27 protein-coding genes are annotated in these 22,899 nt (G+C 27.2%); 14 read left to right on the plus strand and 13 right to left on the minus strand.

All coding sequences use genetic code 11. The features are described 5' to 3' along the window. Window position 1 precedes the first annotated feature (1 nt). The gene (locus ACYQ1U_RS08895; RefSeq protein ID WP_459887021.1) at window positions 2–424 is read right to left on the minus strand and encodes a PAS domain-containing protein; all 423 of its coding nucleotides are present in this window, start codon (window positions 422–424) and stop codon (window positions 2–4) included. Between the two features lie 106 nt (window positions 425–530). On the opposite strand from ACYQ1U_RS08895, the gene rplI reads away from it, so the two are divergent. Genes rplI through ACYQ1U_RS08955 form a run of 12 tightly spaced genes read left to right on the plus strand, consistent with a single transcriptional unit; the run spans window position 531 to window position 11,851 of the window. Further along, complete coding sequence (gene rplI / locus ACYQ1U_RS08900) at window positions 531–971, plus strand: 50S ribosomal protein L9 (RefSeq protein ID WP_459887024.1); 441 nt, start codon at window positions 531–533, stop codon at window positions 969–971. Beyond that, window positions 971–1,519: an ATP-dependent protease subunit HslV gene (hslV, locus tag ACYQ1U_RS08905; protein ID WP_459887028.1), complete on the plus strand. Its 549-nt coding sequence runs from the start codon at window positions 971–973 to the stop codon at window positions 1,517–1,519. Before rplI ends, hslV begins: the two co-directional genes overlap by 1 nt. Then, entirely contained in the window at window positions 1,519–2,832 is a 1,314-nt protein-coding gene (gene hslU, locus ACYQ1U_RS08910) for an ATP-dependent protease ATPase subunit HslU (protein ID WP_459887031.1), read from the plus strand. The genes hslV and hslU overlap by 1 nt, the downstream gene beginning before the upstream one ends. Window positions 2,833–2,840: 8 nt before the next feature. Next, window positions 2,841–3,719, plus strand: a complete 879-nt coding sequence (gene era / locus ACYQ1U_RS08915) for a GTPase Era (RefSeq protein WP_459887034.1) — start codon at window positions 2,841–2,843, stop codon at window positions 3,717–3,719. Next, a complete protein-coding gene (locus ACYQ1U_RS08920) occupies window positions 3,719–5,302 on the plus strand; it encodes a hypothetical protein (RefSeq protein WP_459887037.1) in 1,584 nt (527 codons plus the stop codon). Before era ends, ACYQ1U_RS08920 begins: the two co-directional genes overlap by 1 nt. After that, window positions 5,299–5,925 carry a hypothetical protein gene (locus ACYQ1U_RS08925; RefSeq protein WP_459887039.1) on the plus strand — a complete coding sequence of 209 codons (627 nt, stop codon included), beginning with the start codon at window positions 5,299–5,301 and terminating at the stop codon, window positions 5,923–5,925. The genes ACYQ1U_RS08920 and ACYQ1U_RS08925 overlap by 4 nt, the downstream gene beginning before the upstream one ends. Further along, complete coding sequence (locus ACYQ1U_RS08930) at window positions 5,922–6,347, plus strand: hypothetical protein (RefSeq protein ID WP_459887042.1); 426 nt, start codon at window positions 5,922–5,924, stop codon at window positions 6,345–6,347. Before ACYQ1U_RS08925 ends, ACYQ1U_RS08930 begins: the two co-directional genes overlap by 4 nt. Continuing rightward, window positions 6,344–7,699 (plus strand): type II secretion system protein GspD, encoded by a 1,356-nt coding sequence (locus ACYQ1U_RS08935; protein ID WP_459887044.1) that lies wholly within the window; start codon window positions 6,344–6,346, stop codon window positions 7,697–7,699. The genes ACYQ1U_RS08930 and ACYQ1U_RS08935 overlap by 4 nt, the downstream gene beginning before the upstream one ends. Next, a complete protein-coding gene (locus tag ACYQ1U_RS08940; protein ID WP_459887046.1) occupies window positions 7,683–8,414 on the plus strand; it encodes an ATPase, T2SS/T4P/T4SS family in 732 nt (243 codons plus the stop codon). The genes ACYQ1U_RS08935 and ACYQ1U_RS08940 overlap by 17 nt, the downstream gene beginning before the upstream one ends. Then, window positions 8,414–9,106 carry a tetratricopeptide repeat protein gene (locus tag ACYQ1U_RS08945; protein WP_459887049.1) on the plus strand — a complete coding sequence of 231 codons (693 nt, stop codon included), beginning with the start codon at window positions 8,414–8,416 and terminating at the stop codon, window positions 9,104–9,106. The genes ACYQ1U_RS08940 and ACYQ1U_RS08945 overlap by 1 nt, the downstream gene beginning before the upstream one ends. Continuing rightward, window positions 9,099–9,893: an HDOD domain-containing protein gene (locus ACYQ1U_RS08950; RefSeq protein ID WP_459887052.1), complete on the plus strand. Its 795-nt coding sequence runs from the start codon at window positions 9,099–9,101 to the stop codon at window positions 9,891–9,893. The genes ACYQ1U_RS08945 and ACYQ1U_RS08950 overlap by 8 nt, the downstream gene beginning before the upstream one ends. Window positions 9,894–9,895: 2 nt before the next feature. Next, window positions 9,896–11,851 (plus strand): ribonuclease R family protein, encoded by a 1,956-nt coding sequence (locus ACYQ1U_RS08955; RefSeq protein ID WP_459887055.1) that lies wholly within the window; start codon window positions 9,896–9,898, stop codon window positions 11,849–11,851. Window positions 11,852–11,857: 6 nt separating this feature from the next. Here ACYQ1U_RS08955 and ACYQ1U_RS08960 read toward each other — a convergent pair whose 3' ends face one another. Then, complete coding sequence (locus ACYQ1U_RS08960; RefSeq protein ID WP_459887058.1) at window positions 11,858–13,120, minus strand: OmpP1/FadL family transporter; 1,263 nt, start codon at window positions 13,118–13,120, stop codon at window positions 11,858–11,860. A 45-nt stretch (window positions 13,121–13,165) separates the two neighbouring features. Between ACYQ1U_RS08960 and ACYQ1U_RS08965 the strand changes: the two genes are divergently transcribed. After that, window positions 13,166–14,083: a hypothetical protein gene (locus ACYQ1U_RS08965; RefSeq protein ID WP_459887061.1), complete on the plus strand. Its 918-nt coding sequence runs from the start codon at window positions 13,166–13,168 to the stop codon at window positions 14,081–14,083. Here ACYQ1U_RS08965 and ACYQ1U_RS08970 read toward each other — a convergent pair. The 11 genes from ACYQ1U_RS08970 to ACYQ1U_RS09020 all read right to left on the minus strand — a co-directional run bounded on the left by ACYQ1U_RS08970 (window position 14,070) and on the right by ACYQ1U_RS09020 (window position 20,906). After that, window positions 14,070–14,423 (minus strand): nitrous oxide-stimulated promoter family protein, encoded by a 354-nt coding sequence (locus ACYQ1U_RS08970; protein ID WP_459887064.1) that lies wholly within the window; start codon window positions 14,421–14,423, stop codon window positions 14,070–14,072. The genes ACYQ1U_RS08965 and ACYQ1U_RS08970 overlap by 14 nt on opposite strands. A 53-nt stretch (window positions 14,424–14,476) precedes the next feature. After that, entirely contained in the window at window positions 14,477–14,947 is a 471-nt protein-coding gene (locus tag ACYQ1U_RS08975; protein WP_459887067.1) for a tRNA (cytidine(34)-2'-O)-methyltransferase, read from the minus strand. Then, a complete protein-coding gene (locus ACYQ1U_RS08980) occupies window positions 14,940–15,074 on the minus strand; it encodes a flagellar M-ring protein FliF (protein WP_459887069.1) in 135 nt (44 codons plus the stop codon). Before ACYQ1U_RS08980 ends, ACYQ1U_RS08975 begins: the two co-directional genes overlap by 8 nt. A 14-nt stretch (window positions 15,075–15,088) precedes the next feature. After that, entirely contained in the window at window positions 15,089–15,916 is an 828-nt protein-coding gene (gene purU, locus ACYQ1U_RS08985; RefSeq protein ID WP_459887072.1) for a formyltetrahydrofolate deformylase, read from the minus strand. Between the two features lies 1 nt (window position 15,917). Beyond that, complete coding sequence (locus ACYQ1U_RS08990) at window positions 15,918–16,967, minus strand: tRNA nucleotidyltransferase/poly(A) polymerase-related protein (RefSeq protein ID WP_459887075.1); 1,050 nt, start codon at window positions 16,965–16,967, stop codon at window positions 15,918–15,920. Beyond that, a complete protein-coding gene (locus ACYQ1U_RS08995) occupies window positions 16,957–17,208 on the minus strand; it encodes a CiaD-like domain-containing protein (protein ID WP_459887077.1) in 252 nt (83 codons plus the stop codon). Before ACYQ1U_RS08995 ends, ACYQ1U_RS08990 begins: the two co-directional genes overlap by 11 nt. Next, entirely contained in the window at window positions 17,208–17,447 is a 240-nt protein-coding gene (locus tag ACYQ1U_RS09000; protein ID WP_459887080.1) for a tetratricopeptide repeat protein, read from the minus strand. The genes ACYQ1U_RS08995 and ACYQ1U_RS09000 overlap by 1 nt, the downstream gene beginning before the upstream one ends. After that, window positions 17,434–18,498: a 3-isopropylmalate dehydrogenase gene (leuB, locus tag ACYQ1U_RS09005; protein ID WP_459887083.1), complete on the minus strand. Its 1,065-nt coding sequence runs from the start codon at window positions 18,496–18,498 to the stop codon at window positions 17,434–17,436. The genes ACYQ1U_RS09000 and leuB overlap by 14 nt, the downstream gene beginning before the upstream one ends. Then, the gene (gene leuD, locus ACYQ1U_RS09010) at window positions 18,485–18,994 is read right to left on the minus strand and encodes a 3-isopropylmalate dehydratase small subunit (protein ID WP_459887086.1); all 510 of its coding nucleotides are present in this window, start codon (window positions 18,992–18,994) and stop codon (window positions 18,485–18,487) included. Before leuD ends, leuB begins: the two co-directional genes overlap by 14 nt. A gap of 287 nt (window positions 18,995–19,281) precedes the next feature. Further along, window positions 19,282–20,070, minus strand: a complete 789-nt coding sequence (gene flgG / locus ACYQ1U_RS09015; RefSeq protein WP_459887089.1) for a flagellar basal-body rod protein FlgG — start codon at window positions 20,068–20,070, stop codon at window positions 19,282–19,284. 47 nt (window positions 20,071–20,117) lie between these two features. Next, on the minus strand, window positions 20,118–20,906 hold the full coding sequence (locus ACYQ1U_RS09020) for a flagellar hook-basal body protein (protein WP_459887092.1): 789 nt from the start codon (window positions 20,904–20,906) through the stop codon (window positions 20,118–20,120). A gap of 136 nt (window positions 20,907–21,042) precedes the next feature. Here ACYQ1U_RS09020 and rpoD point away from each other — a divergent pair, with 136 nt between their 5' ends. Next, window positions 21,043–22,857: an RNA polymerase sigma factor RpoD gene (rpoD, locus tag ACYQ1U_RS09025; RefSeq protein ID WP_459887095.1), complete on the plus strand. Its 1,815-nt coding sequence runs from the start codon at window positions 21,043–21,045 to the stop codon at window positions 22,855–22,857. The last annotated feature ends 42 nt before the right edge of the window (window positions 22,858–22,899 follow it).

Raw genomic sequence — 22,899 nt, forward strand, 5'->3', positions numbered from 1 at the left:
TTTATTCTTCCTTCTTTTTCATCTCTTGATAAATTTTAGAGTATTTTTCTTTATCATGTTCAGAAATTGGTTTTCTAGCTGAGATATAGCCAATTTTTTTTCCGTTGTCATCAAAGATTGGTTCAATAAAGGCTTCTACCCAGTAATATTTTCCATCTTTTCTCAAGTTTTTAACAATACCTCTCCAACTTTGATTTTTTTCAATTGTATCCCACAAATTTTTGAAGACAGATTTTGGCATGTCGGGATGTCTTATAATGTTGTGAGGTTTTCCAATTAGTTCATCTTTTTCGAAACCTGCTAGTTTGCAAAAAGCTTTGTTTACAAAAGTAATAATACCTCTTAAATCAGTTTTGCTAATTATTGGTCTATTTGCTACCCCTGCTTCTTCAAAAGTTACCTCTTCATTAATAATTTTTTTCATCCATATCCTTCTGTTAAAAGCCCCTTTTTGCAATTTTAGCCAATTTTGAGTAAAATACAATATATTTTTTTAAAAAAATTAATAAAATTTTAATAAAAGGAACAAAATGAAAGTATTACTTATAAAAGATGTAAAAGGCTTAGGTAAAGCTGGAGAGATAAAAGTTGCAAAAGATGGGTATGCAAGAAACTATTTAATTCCAAAAGGTTTTGCAAAACTTGCAACGGATGAAGTGATTAGAGAGTGGGAAAAACAAGAAGCTGAAAAAAAAGCAAAACTTGAAGCTGAGCTTAAAGAACTTAATGAAACAAAAGAAAAATTACAAAATTCTAAAATTGTAATCAAACATAAACTAGGAGCAAATGGTCAGCTAATAGGTTCTGTAACTAATAAAGAAATTGCAGAAAAACTAAAAGAACTTGGGTTTAGTATTGAAAAAAAACAAATTGAACACACTTCTATAAAAGCACCAGGTGAATATGATGTTGATATTAAACTAGGTCATGGAATTCATGCAAAAATAAATTTAGTTGTAGAAGGTGAATGATGTCTATTAATTTAGAAGCGACAACGATACTTGGGTATAAAAAAGATGGAGTTGCTGTAATTGGAGGTGATGGTCAAGTTACTTTTGGTAATGCTGTTTTAAAAGGAAATGCTAAAAAAGTAAGAACTCTTTATAATGGAAAAGTACTTGCTGGATTTGCTGGAAGTACTGCTGATGCATTTATACTTTTTGATATGTTTGAAAATCATTTGCAAAATAGAAAAGGAGATTTATTAAAAGCTGTTGTTGATTTTGCTAAAGAGTGGAGAAAAGATAAATATCTAAGACGCCTTGAAGCTATGATGATTGTACTTAATACTAAACATATTTTTATTCTCAGTGGTAACGGAGATGTAGTTGAACCAGAAGATGGAAGACTTGCTGCTATTGGAAGTGGCGGTAATTTTGCTCTCTCTGCTGCAAGAGCTCTTGATAAGTTTGCCAACTTAGAACCTGAAAAATTAGTTAAAGAATCACTTCAAATTGCAGGTGAACTTTGTATTTATACAAACACAAATATTACTATTTTAAAATTGGAGGATAAGTGATGGAAATGACCCCAAAAGAGATTGTAAATTATCTTGATGAGTATGTGGTTGGACAAAAAGATGCTAAAAAAACAATAGCAATTGCTCTTAGAAATAGATATAGAAGAATGAAACTCCCAAAAGAATGGAGAGATGATATTTTGCCAAAAAACATTTTAATGATAGGACCAACAGGTGTTGGTAAAACAGAAATAGCAAGAAGAATGGCAAAAATGATGAAATTGCCATTTATAAAAGTTGAGGCAAGTAAATATACTGAAGTAGGCTTTGTAGGTAGAGATGTTGAATCAATGATAAGAGACCTTGTAAATAATTCTATGAATTTAGTTAGGGCTGAAATGGAAGAAAAATCAAAAACACAAATAGAAGATGATGTTATTAATGAAATAACAAAAAAATTAATTCCTCCTCTGCCAAAAAATGCTCCAGAAGAAAAGCAAAAAGAGTATGAAGTTACTTTTAATAAAATGAAAGAAAAAGTAAAAAAAGGTGAAGTTGATCATTTAAAAATTACTATTGAAGTAGATGAAGATATGGGTATGGATGACAATCTTCCTCCTGAAATGCTAAAAGCACAAGAGAGTATAGTAAAAATTATAGGAATTTTTAATAAAAACAAAGAAAAAAGAGAAGTTACTGTAAAAGAAGCAAAAGAATTACTTAGAAAATATGCAGCAGAAAAATTTATTAATAAAGATGAACTTAAAAAAGAGGCTATTAAAAGAGCAGAAAATGGAATTATTTTTATTGATGAGATTGATAAAATTGCAGCTACTGGAAATACAAGACAAGATCCAAGTAAAGAGGGAGTTCAAAGAGATTTACTTCCAATAGTAGAGGGCTCAACTGTAAATACTAAATATGGATATGTAAATACTGACCATATTTTATTTATTGCAGCTGGAGCTTTTCATGTTAGTAAACCAAGTGATTTAATTCCTGAACTTCAAGGTAGATTCCCACTTAGAGTTGAGCTTCAAAGTCTTGATGAAGAAGCTTTATATCAGATCTTAACAAGACCTAAGCATTCATTAATTAAACAATATCAAAGGCTTCTGGAAGTTGAAGGAGTGAATTTAATCTTTGAAGAAGAAGCACTTAGAGAAATTGCAAGATATGCCTTTTTGGCTAATGAAAAAACTGAAGACATTGGAGCAAGACGCCTTCACACAGTAGTAGAAAAAGTTTTAGAAGATATTAACTTTAATGCAGATGAGTATAAAGGTCAAGATTTTGTAATTACAGCCGATTATGTAAAGACAAGACTTGAAGATATAGTTGAAGATGAAGAAATAACTAAATATATTTTATAAGGAAGTATATGCCAAAAAGTGGATTTGTTGGAATTCTTGGAAAGCCAAATGCTGGTAAATCAACTCTTCTTAATTGGCTTTTAGGAGAAAAAATTGCCCTTGTTTCTCCTAAAGCTAACGCTAGTAGAAAGAGAGTAAATGCAATTGTAATGCATGGAGATGATCAAATTATTTTACTTGATACTCCAGGTCTTCATGAAAAAGAAAGGCTTCTTAATAAATTTATGTTAAAAGAAGCGCTAAAAGCACTTAGTGACAGTGATTTAGTGTTATTTTTGGCAGATGTTAGAGATGATTTAGATGGCTATAAATGGTTTTTAGAACTTAATAAAAAAAATATACCTCATATTGTAGTTCTTACAAAAATAGATCTTGTTTCAAATGAAGAAGTAGAAAAAAAGAAAAAAGAGTATGAAGATATAAAAAAAGCATTAGCTGTTGTACCTATTAGTGCAGTATCAGGCATAGGAAAAGAAGAATTACTAGATGAAATTGTAAAACATTTACCAGAACATCCTTACTACTATGACCCAGAAATTATATCAACTGAACATATTAGAGATATATATAAAGAACTTATAAGAGAAGCTCTTTTTGAAAAGTTAGGAGATGAGTTGCCTTATGAAACAGATATTTTAATTGATAAAATAGAAGAGTATGATAATATTGATAAAGTATATGCTACAATTATTGTAGAAAGACTTTCTCAAAAGGGTATGATTATAGGAAAGAAAGGCCGTAAAATAAAAGAAATAGGTATATATGCTAGAAAGTTATTAGAACAATTTAGTGGAAAAAAAATTTATTTAGAATTGTATGTAAAAGTAGTTCAAGGATGGAGCAAAAATAAAAAGATGCTTGAAGAATTAGGTTATGAGGTAGATTAATGAAACAGGTTACTAAAGAAAAGTTTGAAAATTTATTAGAGACTTTAAAAACAAAACTTAGATTAATTAATAAATATAATTATAATATAGATGAAGTAATAGGAGTTAAATTAAAAGAGAAATATATACTTTATGTAAGAAAAAAATTAATAAGAATTTATAGAGGAGCTTTAAAATCATCTCCTCTGCTTTGTAGTTATTTACCTATTGAAAATGCAATTTTTTATAACTTTAAAATAGAAAAATCTGTAATAGAAAAAGTTGATTTAAAAAGTTTTATAGAAACTAAAGTTTATGAAGAAGCAGGAGTTGAAGAGACTGAAGAGTATATAATTAAATATAAGGTTGTGGATAATTTAAAAGATAATAAGTATGTAGTAATTGAGACAGTAATAGTTCCAGTGACATTTTTAAATAGATATTATCAAGATATATTAAATGAGTCAGGCTATATTGATTATATTTCTTTTCCAGCTTTTTCTTATAAAGCTTTGTATGAGGAAAAAATATTAAAAAAGGCAAATGATTTATTTATTGTATTATTATATGATAAGATTTTTTTAACTTTTTATTCTGAAGGTGAACTTGTATTTATGCAGACTTTATCTGGAGGGCTTGATAAATTATATGATTCTCTTTCTTCTTTAAAAATTAAAGAGTTTAATTTTGAGTTATTTAAGAAACTTCTAACCAAAAAAGGTTTAGCTATTGGAAAGTATTCTTCTGAGGAACTTATTGTATTTGAAGTAATAAAAAAAGAATTTAATAACATTGTAAATGTACTAAAAGAGCAAATTATTCAATTTTTTGATGAGTATCAGATAGAAGATCTTGAGAGGGTATTTATAACATCAGAATACGGTGATTTAAAAGGATTAGAAGAGTTTATAGAACAGCAGTTAGAGATTGAAGCAAGAAGTTTTGAATTTTATGAAAAATATAACCTTGATAGACTTCCAGTTGACCCATTTTTATTTCTTTCAATGCTTGAAGCTCACTATGCTTATCAATATAATGATTTAACATATAATTTTTCTTTGTTTTTAAGAAAACCTACTTTTTTTTATAGACCTTCTGGAATTTTATTTATATCTTCTTTTATTTCTATGATTTTACTTGGAATTTATCCTTTTTATTTATGGATATTAGGTGTGAATTATGAGAATATGAATAATAAATTATCTAGTGATATATCAAAAATAGAGTCAAATCGTAAAGTTCTTCAAAAAACTGTAATTTCTTTAAGTAATAAAGAAAAATTATTAGATAAAAATATTAAAACTTATGAAAAAGATATTAAAGAGTTACAAAAATTTATAGAAGAGGTTTATAAGTTTAAATATTCATATCTTCCTAAGTCTCAGGAGTTAGTAGATATAACATATATTATGAATAAAAATAAAGTTTTTGCTAAAAATATTAATTATAAAAAAGGGGTTTATATTATAAAAGTTTTTTCTTATAATGAATCAGATATTCCAAATTTTATAAAAGACTTGTCCGATAATGGTTTTTCAGTTGATTTTAATGAAATTGTTTATGAAGGAAAAAAATATAATTCTGAAATTAGGGTAAAAGAATGAATACTTTCGATAAAATAGATAACTATTTTTATTCTAAAGATAAAAAAGAGTTAGTTTATACTATAGTATTATTAATACTTGTTATAGGATTTTTGGTTTATTATTTTATTTTTCCAAATATTCAAACTTATAAACAAGCTCAGGAAAAAAAATATTCTGAACTGCAAACTAAATATAATATTTCAAAAAATACTTTAAGAGTATTGCAAATAAGAGTATCTGTATTAAATAAGCAAATAAAAGAGAAGCAAATCAGACTCACTGGTCTAAAAAAACAGAAAATGTTTTATGATGAGCTAGCAAATTTACTTGATTTTGCTGAATTTGATCAACATAAATGGGCAAATTTTATAAAGAAAAGTGTAATTGATGCTAAAAATAAGGGAATTAATGTTGTAAAAGTAGAGAATAAAATTTATAAAATAAATCAAACAAATAGTGATATGCCAAATATTGTAAAAAGAATGGATATAGGTATCCAATTACAAGGACAGTATACTAATTTTATTTATTATTTATACAATTATGAAAATAGAAAAGAACTAATAAGGGTTAATGAAATGAATATAACTTCACCTTCTACTTTTTATGTTAAATTTTCTATATATGGATATGATAGATGAAAAAAATATTGTTATTATTTATTGGGATGTTTCTTTTTGCTAAAAGTGATATATATTTAGATTATGTGAATAAGCTCGTTAATTATGGTTTTGAGCTTAAGAATTTACAAACTGACAAAGCGCCTTTTGAAATTAAGATTGATAAAAATATAAAACATAAAAATAGCGTAGAAAGGACTTTAGTTAAGAAAATAAAAATAGAGTTATTGTCTATTTTTAACAATCAAGTTTATTTAAAAATAGATGAATATTTAGGAGATCAACTTATAAAAACTCAGAAAAAATGGCTTAAAAAAAGTGATAGGATATATAATTGCAAAATTATTAAAATTAGGTTAGAAAAAGTGATATTAAAATGTGGGAAAAAGATATTAATAAAATCATTAAATAAAAAAATACCAGGTTTTAAGGAAACAAGATGAAAAAAATAGTAGCTGTTTTGTTGATAACTATATTTAGTTTTGCATCTAACTGCAATAATAAGCTTTTTTCTTATGCAAATAGTTTTAATAAAAATGAAAGAGTAAGTATTAAAGAGTTTTTATATTTACTTGGTACTCAAAAATGTAATGTAAATGTTATTATTAAAGATACAAAAGCAGAAAAAATATTAAATGAAAAAATGCCCTTTGTTAGAATAAAAGATTATACTTTTTCTCAAATACTAGATTTAATTCTTAAAAAAAGAGGACTTTTTTATATATTAGATAATAATGAGCTTGAGATAAGCTATTATCAAACAAAATCTTATAAACTGGATTTTATTTCAAGTAGTAGAAAAGGAGAAGCAATATTAGATGCTACAAATAACAAAGTAACTAATAATTATGAATTTACTTTTTGGGATAAACTGGAAACGCAGTTAAAAAAATTACTTGAAAATAATAAAGATGACTCGCAAAATGTAATTTATGAACCGATAGTGAATAAAGATACAGGAGTAATTGTAGTAACTGGTACTATGAAACAATTAAAGGCTGTTGATAATTTTATGAATAACTTAATAGATTCTTTGACAAAAGAGGTATTAATTGATGTAAAAATTTATAGTGTTGAGCTTAGTAAGTCTCATAAAACTGGAATAGACTGGTCTCAATTATCAATTAGTTTACCAAATAGTAGTGTGCCTTTAAGAGCAAGAAATATATTTGGTTCTAATTCTATTTTTAATTCTTCACAATTTAATTCGGAAGCTTTATTAAATTTTTTAGCTCAAAATGGAAATGTTAACTCTATTTCAAATCCAAAAATTATGACCCTTAATAATCAAAAAGCAATAATAAGTGTAGGTGATACTATTTATTATAAATATGCTTCAAAAGTAGTAACAGACCAAAATGGAAATCCTCAGACTGAGTATACAATAGAATCAAAGTTTGTAGGAGTTATACTTGATATTACTCCTCAAATAAGTGATAATGGAGAAATTATTTTAAGTATTGCTCCAAGAATAAGTTCTTTTAGAGACTTAAACCAACTAAGCACTCAAACTATAAGAGATATGCCACCTGATACTAGAGTTAATACAATGCTTAGTGTTGTAAAAGTAAAAGATAATGATACGATAGTACTTGGTGGACTTATAAGTGATGATAAAAGTTTAAAAGTTAATGGGGTGCCTATTTTGAAAGAAATTCCTTTAATAAAATACTTATTTTCTTCAAAAGAAGAAATTAGTAATAAAAAAGAATTAGTTTTTGTAATTACTCCACATATTATTAATTTAAAAAAGAAAAAAACATTAAGGGATCTGGGTTTTGGTAAACTTCGCTAAAGCACGCGAATTATTTAGGGATGTAGTTGATTTAAATAATTATATACCTCTTAGTACGTCAGAAAAAACAAAAAATGACTTGCTTCTTGCAATTAATCAAAAAGAGAAAATGATACTTCTTACTGGAGAAGCAGGGAATGGTAAAAGTTTGCTTCTAAGGACTGTTTATGAAGAATTGAAGATTAATAAAAAAGTTTTTTTTGTAACAAATCCATATCTTGAAATAAATTCTATTTTGTCTTTGTTAAAATCTCTTGATATAAATACTCATCAAATTTTATTGCTTGATGAAGCACAACTTCTTACACCAGAAATTTGGGAAAATCTTAGAATTTATTCTGATAGAGGCAATGTTACCATTGTTTTTGCAACTCATGATACTGATATCAAAAAACTTCTTGAAAAAAAACATTTTAGTACAAGGATTAATTATATAATCCCGGTAAAAAAAGTTACACAAAGTGAAATGGAAAATTTTATTTATTCTAAACTTTTAAAAAATAATTTGAATGAAATTGCAGATATGTTTAGTAAAAGGAATTTTAAAAAAATTTATAAATATACAAAAGGTTCACTGAGAGCTACTAATCAATTAATGTTCAAACTTTTTGATGTAATGGATTATTTTTATAAAAAATATCCAAGCAAATTTGAAAATAAGAAAATAAAAAATAAATATATAGAAATAGCTATAATGGATTTGAAGGCTAATTAATGCATAGATATGAGGAATTAGAAAAATTGTATTATAAGAGGCTTATATGGAAATTTTTTATATTAATTTTGCTTTTTGTATTTTTTGTATTAATAGGTTTTTATAGTTATTCAAAAAAAGGTAAAAAAATTCAAGCAAATGAAGAAAATATTACTATGTTCAAGGAAAGAACTTTAAAAGAAAAAAAAGAGATTAAGTCTGTAGAAGTTAATAAAAGTATTAAAATGGATAATAAAATTAATAAAAGTAATGATAAATTAGTGTTTGTTTTACCACAAATAAAAGAAAAAGATATAACAGAGTCAATCCATCAGAAAAATATACAGAATGTAAAAAAAGAAAATAAACTTAATAAAGTTTCTAAAGATATTAAAAACACTTCTATAGTTGTCATTAAAGAAAAAAAAGTGAATATTAAGGAGCTAATTCAAAAATATAAAGAGCAACCAAATTATGAAATAGCTATGATAATAGCAAAAAAATATTTTGATAAAGATTTAAAAAAATCTCAACTTTGGGCTTTAAAAGCAAATAATTTAGATCCGAAAAGAGAAGAGAGTTGGTTACTTTTTGCTGATATTCTATTAAAAGAAAATAAAAAACAAAAAGCTATTGAAATTTTAAATATATATCTTGATACATATGGAGAAAACTCAAAAGTTATGGCAAAAATAAGGAGTATAAATGAATGATAAAATAATAGGGCAGATTAAATCTCTTCCGCCTCTTCCAAAAAGTGTTATAGAAGTTCAAAGAATTACAAATGACCCTAATTCATCAATAGCTGATTTAGTAAAGGTTATTAAAGATGATCCAATGCTTACTGCTAATTTATTAAAAGCTGCAAATTCCCCACTTTATGGTTTTGCAAGACAAGTTAGAAGTGTAGATCAGGCTGTTGCACTATTTGGTATGGTTACTATTAAAGGTTTTGCAATATCTTTTGCAATCAGAAATAGTATGAAGTTTGATTTAAGTGCTTATGGAGTTGATGAAAATTATTTTCATGATATATCTATTTTAAGAAATGCACTTGCTATTAGATGGTATAATGGTAAAAAAGAAAAACTTGATATAATAGCTACTGATTCTTTTTTAATAGATTTAGGGGCGGTTATAATTTCTCTAGTATTGAATTTCGAAGGTAAAAGTGAAGAGTTTAGAAAGAAATTAACTAAAGAAAATAGAGAAGAGTTAGAAAAAGAGTTTGTAAGCGCAACTACTTATGAAATTACTGCTGAAGTTTTTAAACATTGGCATTTTGGAGAAGAGCTTATAGAGCCTATTAAAAATATAAATACTCCTCGAAATTCTAAAAATTATCAAGAAGCAGCTGTACTTGATACAATAAGAACAATATATGATTTAATAGATAATAATTTTGAAAAAAACTCTAAACTTGGAATAGAAAAAGCTAAAAATTATGGCTTAGATGTTAAAAAGTTAAATCAAGTATTAGAAAAAATTAATCAAGGATAAAAATGAAAGAATTTGCTTATAAATTATTAAAAGGGATAGATAGAAAGGATATTCCTAGAGATAAAAGAGATATTGTTAATGATTTAATTGTTTTTGGAATTGTAACTAATGGGAAAATTTTAAAGTTAAAATCTAAATATAGAGTTGGAAAAGTTGATGTTACTAAAAAAGGATTTGGATTTTTGACTCCTTTAGGGGTTAAAGAAAAAGATTACTTAATAGAAGAGTATCATTTAAATGGTGCTAGTAAAGGTGATTTAGTAATAGCAGAGAGACTTTTAAATAAAAAAGGTCGTCCAAAAGTAAAAGTTTTATATATCTTAGAAAAAGCATTTGCATATAGTGTGGTATATCTTACTTATGAAATTAAAAAAGGTAAAAAAGTACCAGTTCTTAAAAATATAAAAACAGATCAGCCTGTATATGTAAATGAAAAGAAAAAAGCTCTTAAAAAATTGCCAGAAGGAGCAGTTTTTAAAGTAAATAACTATACTGCGAAAATTGAAGAAGTTTTAGGAGTATTACAAGACCCATGGGTAGATGAAAAAATTTCACTTGCACTTTATAATAAAAAAGAAGAATTTAGTAAAAAAGCAATGCACGAAGCAAAGGCTTTTGGAGATTATGTAGATAAATCAATGTATCCTGATAGAGTAGACTTAACTCATTTGCCTTTTTGTACAATTGATCCTCCAAGTGCAAAAGACCACGATGATGCAATATATTATGATAAAGAAAATAATGCAATTTATGTTGCTATTGCAGATGTGAGTGAATATGTATATCTAAATGGAAATATAGATAAAGAAGCAAAGGAAAGAGGTTTTAGTATATATTTTCCTCATAAAGCTGTGCCTATGCTTCCGAGGGAACTAAGTGAAAATATTTGTTCATTAAAAGAAAATGAAGATAGACTAGCTTTTATTTTTAAAATTGTTTTTGATAAAAATAATGAGGTTATAAGAGAAGAATTGTTTGAAGGAATCATTAACTCAAAAAGAAAATATTCATATGATAAAGTAGATGAGTTTTTAGAAGGAAAATTTGATGGATTAGATGATGTTGATAAAGAGATACTTGATTGGTTAATTCCTTTATGGGAAAAAATTAAATACATAAGACAAAAAAGATTAAAAAATGGACTTGAATTTGAGAGTGATGAGATTAGAATGAGTTTAGATAAAGATGGCAATATTAAAGAAGTTATGTTTGAAAAGGAGACACCATCCCATAAATTGATAGAGGATTGTATGTTACTTGCGAATAAGGCTGCTGCTAAGATGATTGATTTTGGTATTTTTAGAGTTCATGAAAAGCCATCCCAAAACTCACTTGATGAACTATATAGCGAACTTGCTGCTTTAGGAATAAATGTAAATGTAGATGAAAAAAATTTTGTGAAAGTTATAGAAGATGTTCAAATCCAGGCAAAAGAGATGGGAATTAAAAAGTATGTAGACAAATTAATAATCCGCTCTCAAGCACAAGCAAGATATGATGCAGCTTGTACTCCTCATTTTGCTTTAGGTTTTGATAGATATACTCATTTTACATCACCTATTAGAAGATATTCAGACCTTATTTTACATAGAATCTTAAAAGCAACGATAAAAAATGATAAAAAGGTATTAGATTATATTTTAAGGAATGTAGAAGCTTTAGTTGTAAAGCTAAGTGAGTTAGAGCGTGAAGCTATGAAAGTTGAATGGGATTTTTATGATAGGAAATATGCGAGATTTGCAAAACATAATATTGGTAAAAAATTTAAAGGTGTTATTGAAGATAAAGAAATTCCTCCAATTGCAAAAGTAGTTGAGGGTAAACTTTTAGGGGCTAGAGTATTTTTAAAAAATAGTGAAAGGTTTAGTCTTTTTGAGAAAGTAGATATAGAAATAGTAGATAGTAATATTGCAACTGCAAAAATTAAAGGGAAAGCACATAAACTAGAGGAGGAGTGATTTTGTTTAGTATGAGTAGGTCATACCAAAAGCAAATAAATATGCTCCTCCTTTACTAAACTCTCCATTTGTATATGTTTGAGAAACTGGGTCATAAATACTTGCTCGTCTTGTTTTTTGTTTTGTATAAAGAGCAGATAATCCAAAAGTCATTCTATCATCATATTTATATTTAATTCCTGTAGAAAATATATGTTTATCACTGTCTGGCAAACTAAAATCTATAGTAGAATCAGGAACAGGAGTTTTATCATAAGCGTATCCTATCATTGCTGTTAGTTTATCTGTACATTTGTGTGTTAGACCAAATCTGTAAGTGTTTGAATCTTTCCAGTTTTTTGGTTTTGGATTACCAAAAATGCCATTTACAATTGGGTCGCTAAAATCAAAGTCTAAATTTGTATAACTTGACCAATATGTTCTATCAAATACAAATTCAACTGTAGTTTTATTAAATGTTTTTGCTATTGCTAAATTAAGAGTAGCAGGAAGAGGTATAGTTACTTTTCCTGGGGTATTAAAGACAATTACTTTATAGACATCTGCTATATTTTTTGTAATTAAATATTTATTGTAAAATCCACTTGATATACCTGAGAGAGATAAGTTTATTTTTGAGCGATAAGTTGCTGAAAATGTTAAAGTATTATCATATTTATAAGAAATTGCAGCGTTCCAACCTTTATCAAAACTATCTCCATTTAAATATTCAGAATAAAGAGGAGTATAAGTATCATCTCCATTTTGCTTTAGACCTAATACATTTGCAATTCCTTCTGATTTTACAAATCTTATACCAAAAGCGATACCTATGTTATTATTTATTTTTTTAGCAATAACAGGATTAAATTCAATTGTTTTTAGAGTAAATTCTTTAGCTCCTGCTTCTGGAATAGTATTATCCCATCTTTTTGAAAGTCCTCCAGGATATGTTACAGAAAATCCTATTCTCCATCCGTTAATGTCTTTTGAAGCAAAGTGAAACTGCGGTACTACAAAATCTTCTTTTCTTGAGTAATAAACTTCTCCATTATCATTTTTAAATTTTATTTTATTTAAGTGAATAAAGGTTGAAGTTAGTTCGAAAAAGTTTTTATTTTTATCATTAAAGACCATATTTGCAGGATTGTAATATGCTGAATCAGCTCCACTCGCATTAGCAACATATGCAGCGCTTAGTGCTACTCCACTTAGTGATTGTTCTGGTATTTTGTAACCACTTGCAAAAAGAATTGCTGTTGAAACTGATAAAAACATTACTTTTTTCATTATCCATCCTTTTGGTTTATTGTATAATTTTACAAAAAGTTTGAAATGTATAAAAAGGATTTTGACAAATTAAATGAATTACCTCACTTTTTGTTGTTATATGGGGATAGTTTTTATCTTCAAGAATATGAGAAAAAAATAATAGAAAATTTTAAAGATGCAAATTTAATCAAAATGTATTATGATGAATTTGATTACGAAAAAGCTAAAATTCACTTAAGTGAAAACTCTCTTTTTGGAGATATAAACATTTTAATTGTAAAGCATAATAAAGTTCCCCATAATATTGAAAAGTTAATAGAATATACTAAAGATAGCTATCTTTTTTTCTTTTATTATGGAGATAAAAAACCTGATGTTTTTGGAAAAAACTATGTTCGTTTTTTTGAACCAAATTTAAGAGAAAAAGTAGAATTTATTGACAATGTTGCTAAAAAATTTAATATAAATATATCAAAAGAAGCTAAACTTTTTTTGGCAAAATCAATAGAACCTTCTTTTTTAAGAAAAGAGATTGAAAAACTTTCATTGTATTCTAGTGATATTGCATTAAATGATGTAAAGGAATTAGTTTTTATTTATAAAGAAGAGTCTTTTGAAGATTTAATTGTTTCAATATTTAGTGGTGAAGATTTTTATGAAAAGTTAAATTCTCTCTTAGAGATAGTTGATTTTAAAAGAATAATACCTGCGATTATTAGGTATGTGAGGGAACTATATACTTATAATCTTTATATTAAACAAACTGGAAACAACTCACTAGAGGGACTTTTAGGTTATAAACTTCCTTTTGATATTGAAAAGCAAAGGATTGCATTAGCTATCAAATTTAAAGAAAAAGATTATTTAGAAGTTTTAAAAAATTTACTTAATTTTGAGCTTAAAATAAGAAATAGTGATAAAAATAAAGAAGCAATTTTTTGGGAAGCTATGAGCTATTTAAAAATTTTTAATTCTTTTTAAATATACTTTTAAGTTTTTTTGCAGCTTTACTTAGACCTAGCTTCATTCCAGAGTATCTCATTATTTTAGCCATTTGTTTGAACTTTTCTTTTTCATAACAAGGGTCAGTGCAGTTTCTACATCTAGGTTTTGGGTCGTTTGGACATTCTTGAAGTTTTAATATTGCATATTTAAGAAGTTCATGGCACTCTTCACATAAAGAAATTTTAAAACTAAATGTTTTTTCTTTATATGGGATAATATATTCTTTTTCTTTTCTGTTTTGGTGTTTGTCATTACAATAAATAGTAAAAAATTTATTAAGAGTGGATATTTCGCTTTTAAATTTTTCTATAGTCATTTTTTTGCCTTAATATGTACATAAAATAATTATAAACAACTTTATCTATTTTTTCATTGATTTATGTCAAGAAAAGTAGAGTAGTTTTGTTTTATTGCTTCATAAAGAATTATACCACAACTTACTGCAAGATTAAGGCTTCTTCCATCTTTACTCATAGGTATAGTAATACACCTATCTTTATATTTGTTTAAGATGTTTTCATCAATTCCTTTTGTTTCACTTCCAAATATTAAATAATCACCCGCTTTGTAAGTTTTTTGAAAATAAGGGGTTTTTGTCTTAGTTGTTGCAAAAAAACATCTATTTATATCAACGCTATCTAAAAACTCATCTACACTTTCCCATATTTTTAAGTCTAGTTTATTCCAATAATCAAGTCCAGCGCGTTTAACTGCTTTTTCACTAATATCAAACCCTATAGGTTTTACAATATGTAAAGTGGCTTTTGCATTTACACAAAGTCTACCAATATTTCCTGTATTTGGTGGTATTTGAGGATTAAAAAGTACTATATTAAACACTTTTTTGCCTTTGTATAATATGAGTTAATATTTTTGCAATTGATTTTGGTCTTTTAGCGAAAATATTTCTAAGTCTATCTTTTATTATCTTATATTTTATCTCTTTTTTTAATTTTCCATTTTCCATTTTCAATTTTCCATTTATAGAATGATTGTTTTGTTTGCATATACAAAAATTCTGTCTTCTATAGCATATTTTATTGCTCTACTGAGTACTATTTTTTCTATATCTCTTCCTTTAAGTCTCATTTCCTCCCAACTCATTTCATGATTTACTCTAATTATATCTTGTTCAATAATTGGACCATCATCAAGATTGTTATTTACAAAATGAGCAGTAGCACCAATAATTTTTACTCCTCTATCATACGCTTGTTTATAAGGGTTCGCTCCTATAAATGCTGGAAGAAATGAATGATGAATATTTATAATTTTATTTGGGAATTTTTCTACAAAATTTGGGGTTAATATTCTCATAAACTTAGCTAGTATTATAAAATCAGGATTTGTAGGGGTTATAATTTTTAGCATTTCATTTTCATGTTCTATTCTGCTTTTGCCTTCAGCAGGGATATAGTAAAAAGGTATATCAAACTTTTCTACTAAGTCTTTTAGATTTTCTCTATTTGCAATAACACCTAAAATTTCTACATCTAAATCACCTGAATATTGTTTTATTAAAATGTCTCCAAGTGCATGAGCTTCTTTTGTAGCAAGTAGGAATAATCTTTTTTTCCTTTTTTTAAAGATTCTAACATTTGCACAAGGGACTTCTTTTAGTATTTCTTCTTTTAATTTTTCTTTGTCAACTTCTCCTGCAATTACTGTTCGAAAGAAGAATTTATTATTTTCTTTATCAACAAATTCTTGCTGAGTTTCTATGTTAAAATCATTTTCATATAGTACTTTTGAAATTTTATATATTAGCCCTTTTTTGTCATCACAATCGATTAAAAGATTATATTTCATATCAGGCCTTTTTAATTACAATTTTATCATAACTTCTAATTTCATTTAAAATTGACATTCTAGGATTTTTAGGATCAATATTTTTTGGTTTATATTTTTTATCCCACAGGTTTTTTTCTTTTATCCATTCTTCACAGCAGTTGAGGTTAAGAATACTAAACATTTTTAGAGGATATTTTAAAGAAAGTGCATATAGGAATTTATTTGTAACAATTTTAGGGCATTTTTTAATTTTTATTTCTTTTTTTAATTTATTAGGTAGGCCTAGTTTTTCTATTATATAACTTTGGTTTAGGTTTTTATGGTAGATTAGGTGATAAAGAAAAAAACTAAGGCTTGGATTATTTTTATAAAGTTTTGCTAAATGAAAAAACTCTTTTTTTTTAAACTCAAGATTAAAAAGTTTTTTAGCAATACCTAATGTGATAAAATAATAAAATCCATAGTATAGATACTTACTTTTAAACATCTTTTCAAATTCCATATAAATTCTCTCTTTACTTAAATCATCTAAATTAATGTCAAGACACAGTTTAATTGTCTCTTTTGCAATTTTAAATTTAAGTCTACTAGCAAACTGCATAGCCCTAAGTACTCTTAGCGAGTCTTCTTTAAATTTGTTATCATCAATATGACGAATTACATTTCTTTTTATATCTTGTTCTCCTCCCCAAAAATCAAGAACTTTACTTGTATAAATATTTTTCATAAGAGCATTCATTGTAAAATCTCTGCGTCTACTTGCTTCCTTTTCATTTTGAGTTAAACTTACTTCAAATCCTTTATGTCCTTTTCCTACTTTCGTTTCAGTCCTTGGTAGTGCAATATCAAAATTTTTCCATTTATATACAAAAAAACTTTTACCAACTCCAATAGCTCCAAGTTTTTGCATTAATTTATCAAATTCTTGAGGCTTTATGTCATAAACTTCTAAATCAAACTCTTTTGATTTTATACCTAAAAACTCATCTCTTACACATCCACCAACTAAATAAACTCTTTTTGAAAAGGGAGCAAAAAATTTTTTTAAAAATTCTAAATCATTTTTCATTGTGTGAGAGTTTTTCATCAATTCTAGCAAGTAGATATTCTAAAAAATTTAATGTTACATCAAGTTTTACGTCAAGGTTTTGTGTATTTGGAGATTGAAGGCCGTCAAAAAGTACAAGTAGTCTCTCTTTTATATGTTGTAAAAACTCTTTATCATCACATTCCGGTTCTTCTATTTTTTCAAAAATTTCGTTTTCTTCTATTTCTTGGATAGTCTCAAGTATTGTTTCTTTTAAATCCATTAGAACTCACTTAGCCATTTTTCAAATTCATATCTATTTTTTTGATTTATATTATTAAATTCATTTAATTTTAAAATATTTACACCACTAAATTTTTTTCTTTTTTTTAATCTTTCAATTGATTCTAATAATTCTTTGTCATTAGGATATTTTTTTAAGAGTTTTTGATAAATACTAAGGGCTTCTCTTTTAAAGCCCTGTGATTCTAAAATTTTTGCATATGTTTTAGTTAGCGGCATGTTCTGCTATTAGACTTCCCATTTCGTTTGTAGTTACAACTTCTTTTGCATCAAAGTTTGCTAAATCTTTTGTCCTAAATCCATCTAATAGTACTTTTTTAATAGCTTCTCTTATTCTTTTAGCTCCATTTACTTCACCTAAGTAATCTAGCATCATAGCAGCACTAAGAATTGTAGCAATAGGATTTGCTATTCCTTGACCTGCAATATCAGGAGCACTTCCATGAATTGGTTCAAAAAGTCCAACTTTACCTCCAATACTTGCACTAGGGAGAAGACCAATGCTTCCTACAATCATACTTGCTTCATCACTTAAAATATCACCAAAAATATTTCCTGTTAAGATAACATCAAATTGTTTAGGGGCTCTTATTAGTTGCATTGCTGCATTATCAACATACATATGTTCAAGTTCAACTTCTGGATACTCTTTTGATACTTCAGTGACTACTTCTCTCCAAAGTTCACTAACTTCAAGTACATTTGCTTTATCTACTGAAGTTACTTTTTTTCTTCTTTTTAGAGCTTCTTTAAATGCAATGTGAGCTATTCTTTCAATTTCATCTCTTGTATAAATCATAGTATTGTAAGCTTTATTATCATCTTTATATCTTGGTTCTCCGAAATAAATTCCACCAGTTAATTCTCTTACAACTATTAGATCTACCCCTTTTATTACTTCAGGTTTTAGACTTGATGCATTTGTCAGTTCATCAAAAATTATTGCAGGTCTTATATTTGCAAATAACCCAAGAGATTTTCTAAGTTTAAGAAGTCCTGTTTCTGGTCTTTTTTCTTTTGGTAAAGAATCCCATTTAGGTCCACCAATAGCACCAAAAAGCACTGCATCTGAATTCATACATCCTTTAATTGTTTCATCTGGACATGGGTTATCAAATACATCAATTGCACTTCCACCAAGCAAATATTCATTATATTCTAAATTAAACCCTTCTTTTCCTGCTACTGCATCTAGGACCTTAATTGCTTCATCTACAATTTCTGGGCCAATTCCATCCCCTTTTAATACGGCGATTTTATAACTTTTCATCGTTTTCCTTTAAAATTTCTTTTGCATAATTTATAAGACCCCCAGCAGCTATTAGATTTTGCATAAACTCTGGAACTCTTTCAAATTTATAATCTTTTCCTGTATCTACATTATGGATTATACCTTTATCAAGGTCAATTTTAATTAAATCACCTTCATTTATTTCATCAGCCTCAAGAAGTTCAAAAATAGGAAGCCCCATATTAAAACTATTTCTATAAAAAATTCTAGCAAAGCTTTTAGCAATAACTGCTGCTACTCCTGCAGCTTTTAATGCAATTGGAGCATGTTCACGACTACTTCCGCTACCAAAATTATACCCCGCTACAATAATATCTCCAGGTTTAACTTTTTTAGGAAATTCAGGGTCAGCATCTTCCATTACATGTTTTGCTAATTCATGTGGGTCAGATGTATTTAAATATCTTGCTGGAATGATTAAATCAGTGTCTATATTATCTCCAAATTTCCAAACTCTACCTGTAATTATATTCATATAAAGCCTTTTTGTTGGAATTTTATCAAAAAATATAATTTAAGTAAAAATGGTTTATTAGTGGTACTGACTAAATAAAACGAAACAATTACAAATTTTAACATAGCAAAAGCGTTAAAAAAGTGCACTTAAAGCAAAAGCGGTTTGCACTTTTTAGCTTTTTCGTAGTAGCTACAATTTGCTTTCTTGTTGAGTGTATTTAGTCAATGCCTTATTAGTTAACTAGTTAAGTGTATTAATAAATAAAAATATACCAAAAAACCAATAACTAATAACCAATAACTAATCTACCTTTTTAAATTATTTACTGTTTGAAGCATTTCATCACTTGTCATAATTGCTTTACTTGCTGCATCATATGCTCTTTGACCTGTAATTAAATCAGTCATCTCTTCTACAAGTTGAACGTTACTCATTTCAATAAAACCTTGTCTAATTTCTCCAACTCCATCAATTCCGGGAGTAGTTACAATAGGGTCTCCACTAGCAGATGTATTGATATAGAGGTTACTACCAAGTGAATGAAGACCAGCTGGGTTTATGAATTTTGCAAGTTGAATTTGACCAATTTGTTGTACTTGAGTTTGTCCTGCTTCAAGTATACTTACAGTCCCATCAGTTCCAATTGAGACTTGAACAGTTGTAGCCGGAAGAGTTATTTCTGGTATTAACTTATATCCATCGCTTGTAACTATATTTCCATTTGCGTCAAGTTTAAAAGCCCCATCTCTTGTATAAGCTATTCTTCCATCTGGTAACTGAACTTGAAAAAAGCCGTCACCTTGAATAGCTAAATCAAGATTATTATTTGTTTGTTTTAAATTTCCTTGAGTAAATTGTTTAGCTACTGCTGTAGGTCTAACTCCAAGACCTACACTAATTCCAGTAGGACTTGTTGTAGTAGTAGAAGTTGCTGTTCCTGCATATTCCATTGTTTGATAAAAAAGATCAGCAAACTCAGCTCTTTGTTTTTTATATCCAATTGTATTTACATTTGAGATATTATTTGAGACAACATCTATTTGCATTTGTTGAGCCATCATTCCTGTTGCAGCAGTATATAAACTTCTTACCATTATTTCTCCTTAATTTTCAATTCTTCATTCTCCATTCTCAATTAGTATTATGCTCTTACATTTGCTAATTTTTCTATTGCATCACGGTTTAAATCGTCCATAAATGTGCTCATTACTTTTTGATATTGTTCTACCAGTCTATTAGTTTCAATAAGTTCTGTCATTTCTTTTACTACATTTACGTTTGATTTTTCTAAAAATCCTTGAATTGTCGAATTTGTAGTGTCTATTTTTTCACTTCCAGGTACAAAATCCCACATTTTGTTTCCAACTTTTTTTATAGTATTTAAATCATCAATTCTTACTATTTTCAAAGTAGTAATTTTTGTTCCATCTACATAGATATTTGCATTTTTATCAATTGTTATATTTTTTGCATTTGGTGGTATTTGGATAAAATCGTTTTTAGTGTCTAAAACTTTATAACCTTCTTTTGTAACTAAATATCCTTCATTATCGAGATTGAAACTTCCAGCTCTTGTTATTTTTTCTCCTGTTGGTGATTCTATTACAAAAAAACTGTTTTGTTTTTTTAGTGCAATATCAAGAGGATTTGAAGTTTTTTGCATATTTCCAAGAGAAAAATTTGTATATTCTTCAACAACTTGTGGAACTTTATTAAGGGCTCTATTTATAAATTTTGCTGCTTCTTTTGTATTATTTTCTAAAGGCAAAATATCTCTCTTTTCACTAATTAATCTTTCATAATTGCCGATTATTATATCATCTTGCTTAAAACCATTGGTATTTACATTTGCAAGGTTGTTTGAAATTACATTTAGTCTGTTAAATTGAGTAACCATACCACCGGTTGCTGAATAGTAGCCGTTAATCATTTATTAACCTTTTTTGTTTATAATAAGCAAAAATCATTCCAAATGAAAATTTTTAAATTTATGATACAATTACGGTTTACTTATTTTGACATTTAAGTGAATTTTAAGTTCTTCACCTAAACTTTAAGGAGATTTAATGGCACTTCCAAAAGAGCTTATAAAATTATTTAAAGATAATAAAAACGGAATTGTTACTTATGAAAGTATTGTAAACTTTTTACCAAAAGCACCTACTAAAAAAGAAGCAAAAGAGATTTTAGAATTAGCAAAAGAAAATAATATAAGGCTTATGACTGCAGCTGAGGTTGCAAAACTTAAAAACTTAGAAGATGTAGTAAAAAGTGAGGAAGAAAGAGAAAGAAAAAAAGAAGAACTTGCTGAAGATATTTTAAAAGACAAAGAGTTACTTGAGTGGAGCCGCTCAGACAGCCCTGTTAGAATGTATTTGAGAGAAATGGGACATATACCACTTCTTGATAAAGATGAAGAAGTAGAAATTTTTAGAAGAATTCATCTTGGAGAAGAGATTATTCTTGATGCCATATGTTCTATTCCATTTTTAATTGATTTAGTACTAAAATATAAAGAGCCACTACTTAATAGAGAAAGAAGAGTAAAAGAGCTTTTTAAAAACTTTGTTGATGAAGAAGAAGTAGAAGACGAGGACACAAAAGAGGGCAAAAAAAATAAAAAAATAACTTTACGCGAAAAAAGAATAAATGAGTTATTTAACAATCTTGAAAAAGCGAAAAAAGAGTGGGAAAAAGTTATTGATGAGTATGATGCTGTTCTTCAAGATAAATCAATGCCTGAACTTGATAGGCTTTATAAAATTTTACAATTAACATTTAAAAAGAAAAAAGTAAAAGAAGCTCTTAATGAACTTGGTTATACATCAAAACTTATTAATGAAATTGTAAAAACAGTTGAAACAGCTTTAAAAGGCGATAAAGATTTTGAAAAAGAACTTAAAAAGAAAGAGTATAGATTGCCTCTATTTAATGAACAACTTAGAAAGCTTCATAAAGAAATTTTAAGCAAAATTACAGAACTTAGCAAAGAAGATATAGCAGCAATGGTTCCGGAACATACTATGGTAAATGTTTATATGGATATTAAAAAGCTTGTAGAAGCTAAAAAAGCCAGTGAAAACCGTTTTGGAATGGACCCTAAGAAGCTTGAAGTAATTTTAGAACAATTAAAAAGAGGTAAAAAAATAGTAACTGAAGCAAAAGAAAAAATGGCAAGAGCAAACTTAAGACTTGTTGTTAGTATTGCTAAAAAATATACAAATAGAGGTCTTCCATTTCTTGATTTAATTCAAGAAGGAAATATTGGACTTATGAAGGCTATTGATAAATTTGAGTTTGAAAAAGGGTATAAATTTTCAACTTATGCAACTTGGTGGATTAGACAAGCAATATCTCGTGCAATTGCAGACCAAGCAAGAACTGTTAGAATTCCAATTCATATGATTGAAAACATTAATCAAATAAATAAAATTATAAGAAAATATGTTCAAGAAGAAGGAAAAGAACCTACTCTTGAGATTATCGCAAAAGAGATGAAAATGCCAATTGAAAAAGTGAAACAGATATTAAAAATTTCAAAAGAACCTGTATCTCTCGAAGCGCCAGTTGGTGAGGAAGAAGATGGAAAATTCGGTGACTTTATAGAAGATAAAAGTTTTTCTAATCCTTATGAAGAAGTAGTTCAAGAAGATTTAAGAAAACATATTGAAGAGATACTTGAAAATCTAAATGAAAGAGAAAGAGCAGTAATTAAAATGAGATTTGGCCTTATGCCAGATAAAAGTGAAAGAACACTTGAAGAGATTGGAAAAGCACTAAATGTTACAAGAGAGAGAGTTAGACAAATTGAAAGCAGTGCTATAAAAAAACTCCGTCATCCAAATATTGGAAAGCTACTGAAAAACTATATTGAAGGGTGAAATATAAAAATGAAAAGTGAAAAGTGAAAAATGAAAAGTGAA

Source organism: Caminibacter profundus (assembly GCF_054657155.1).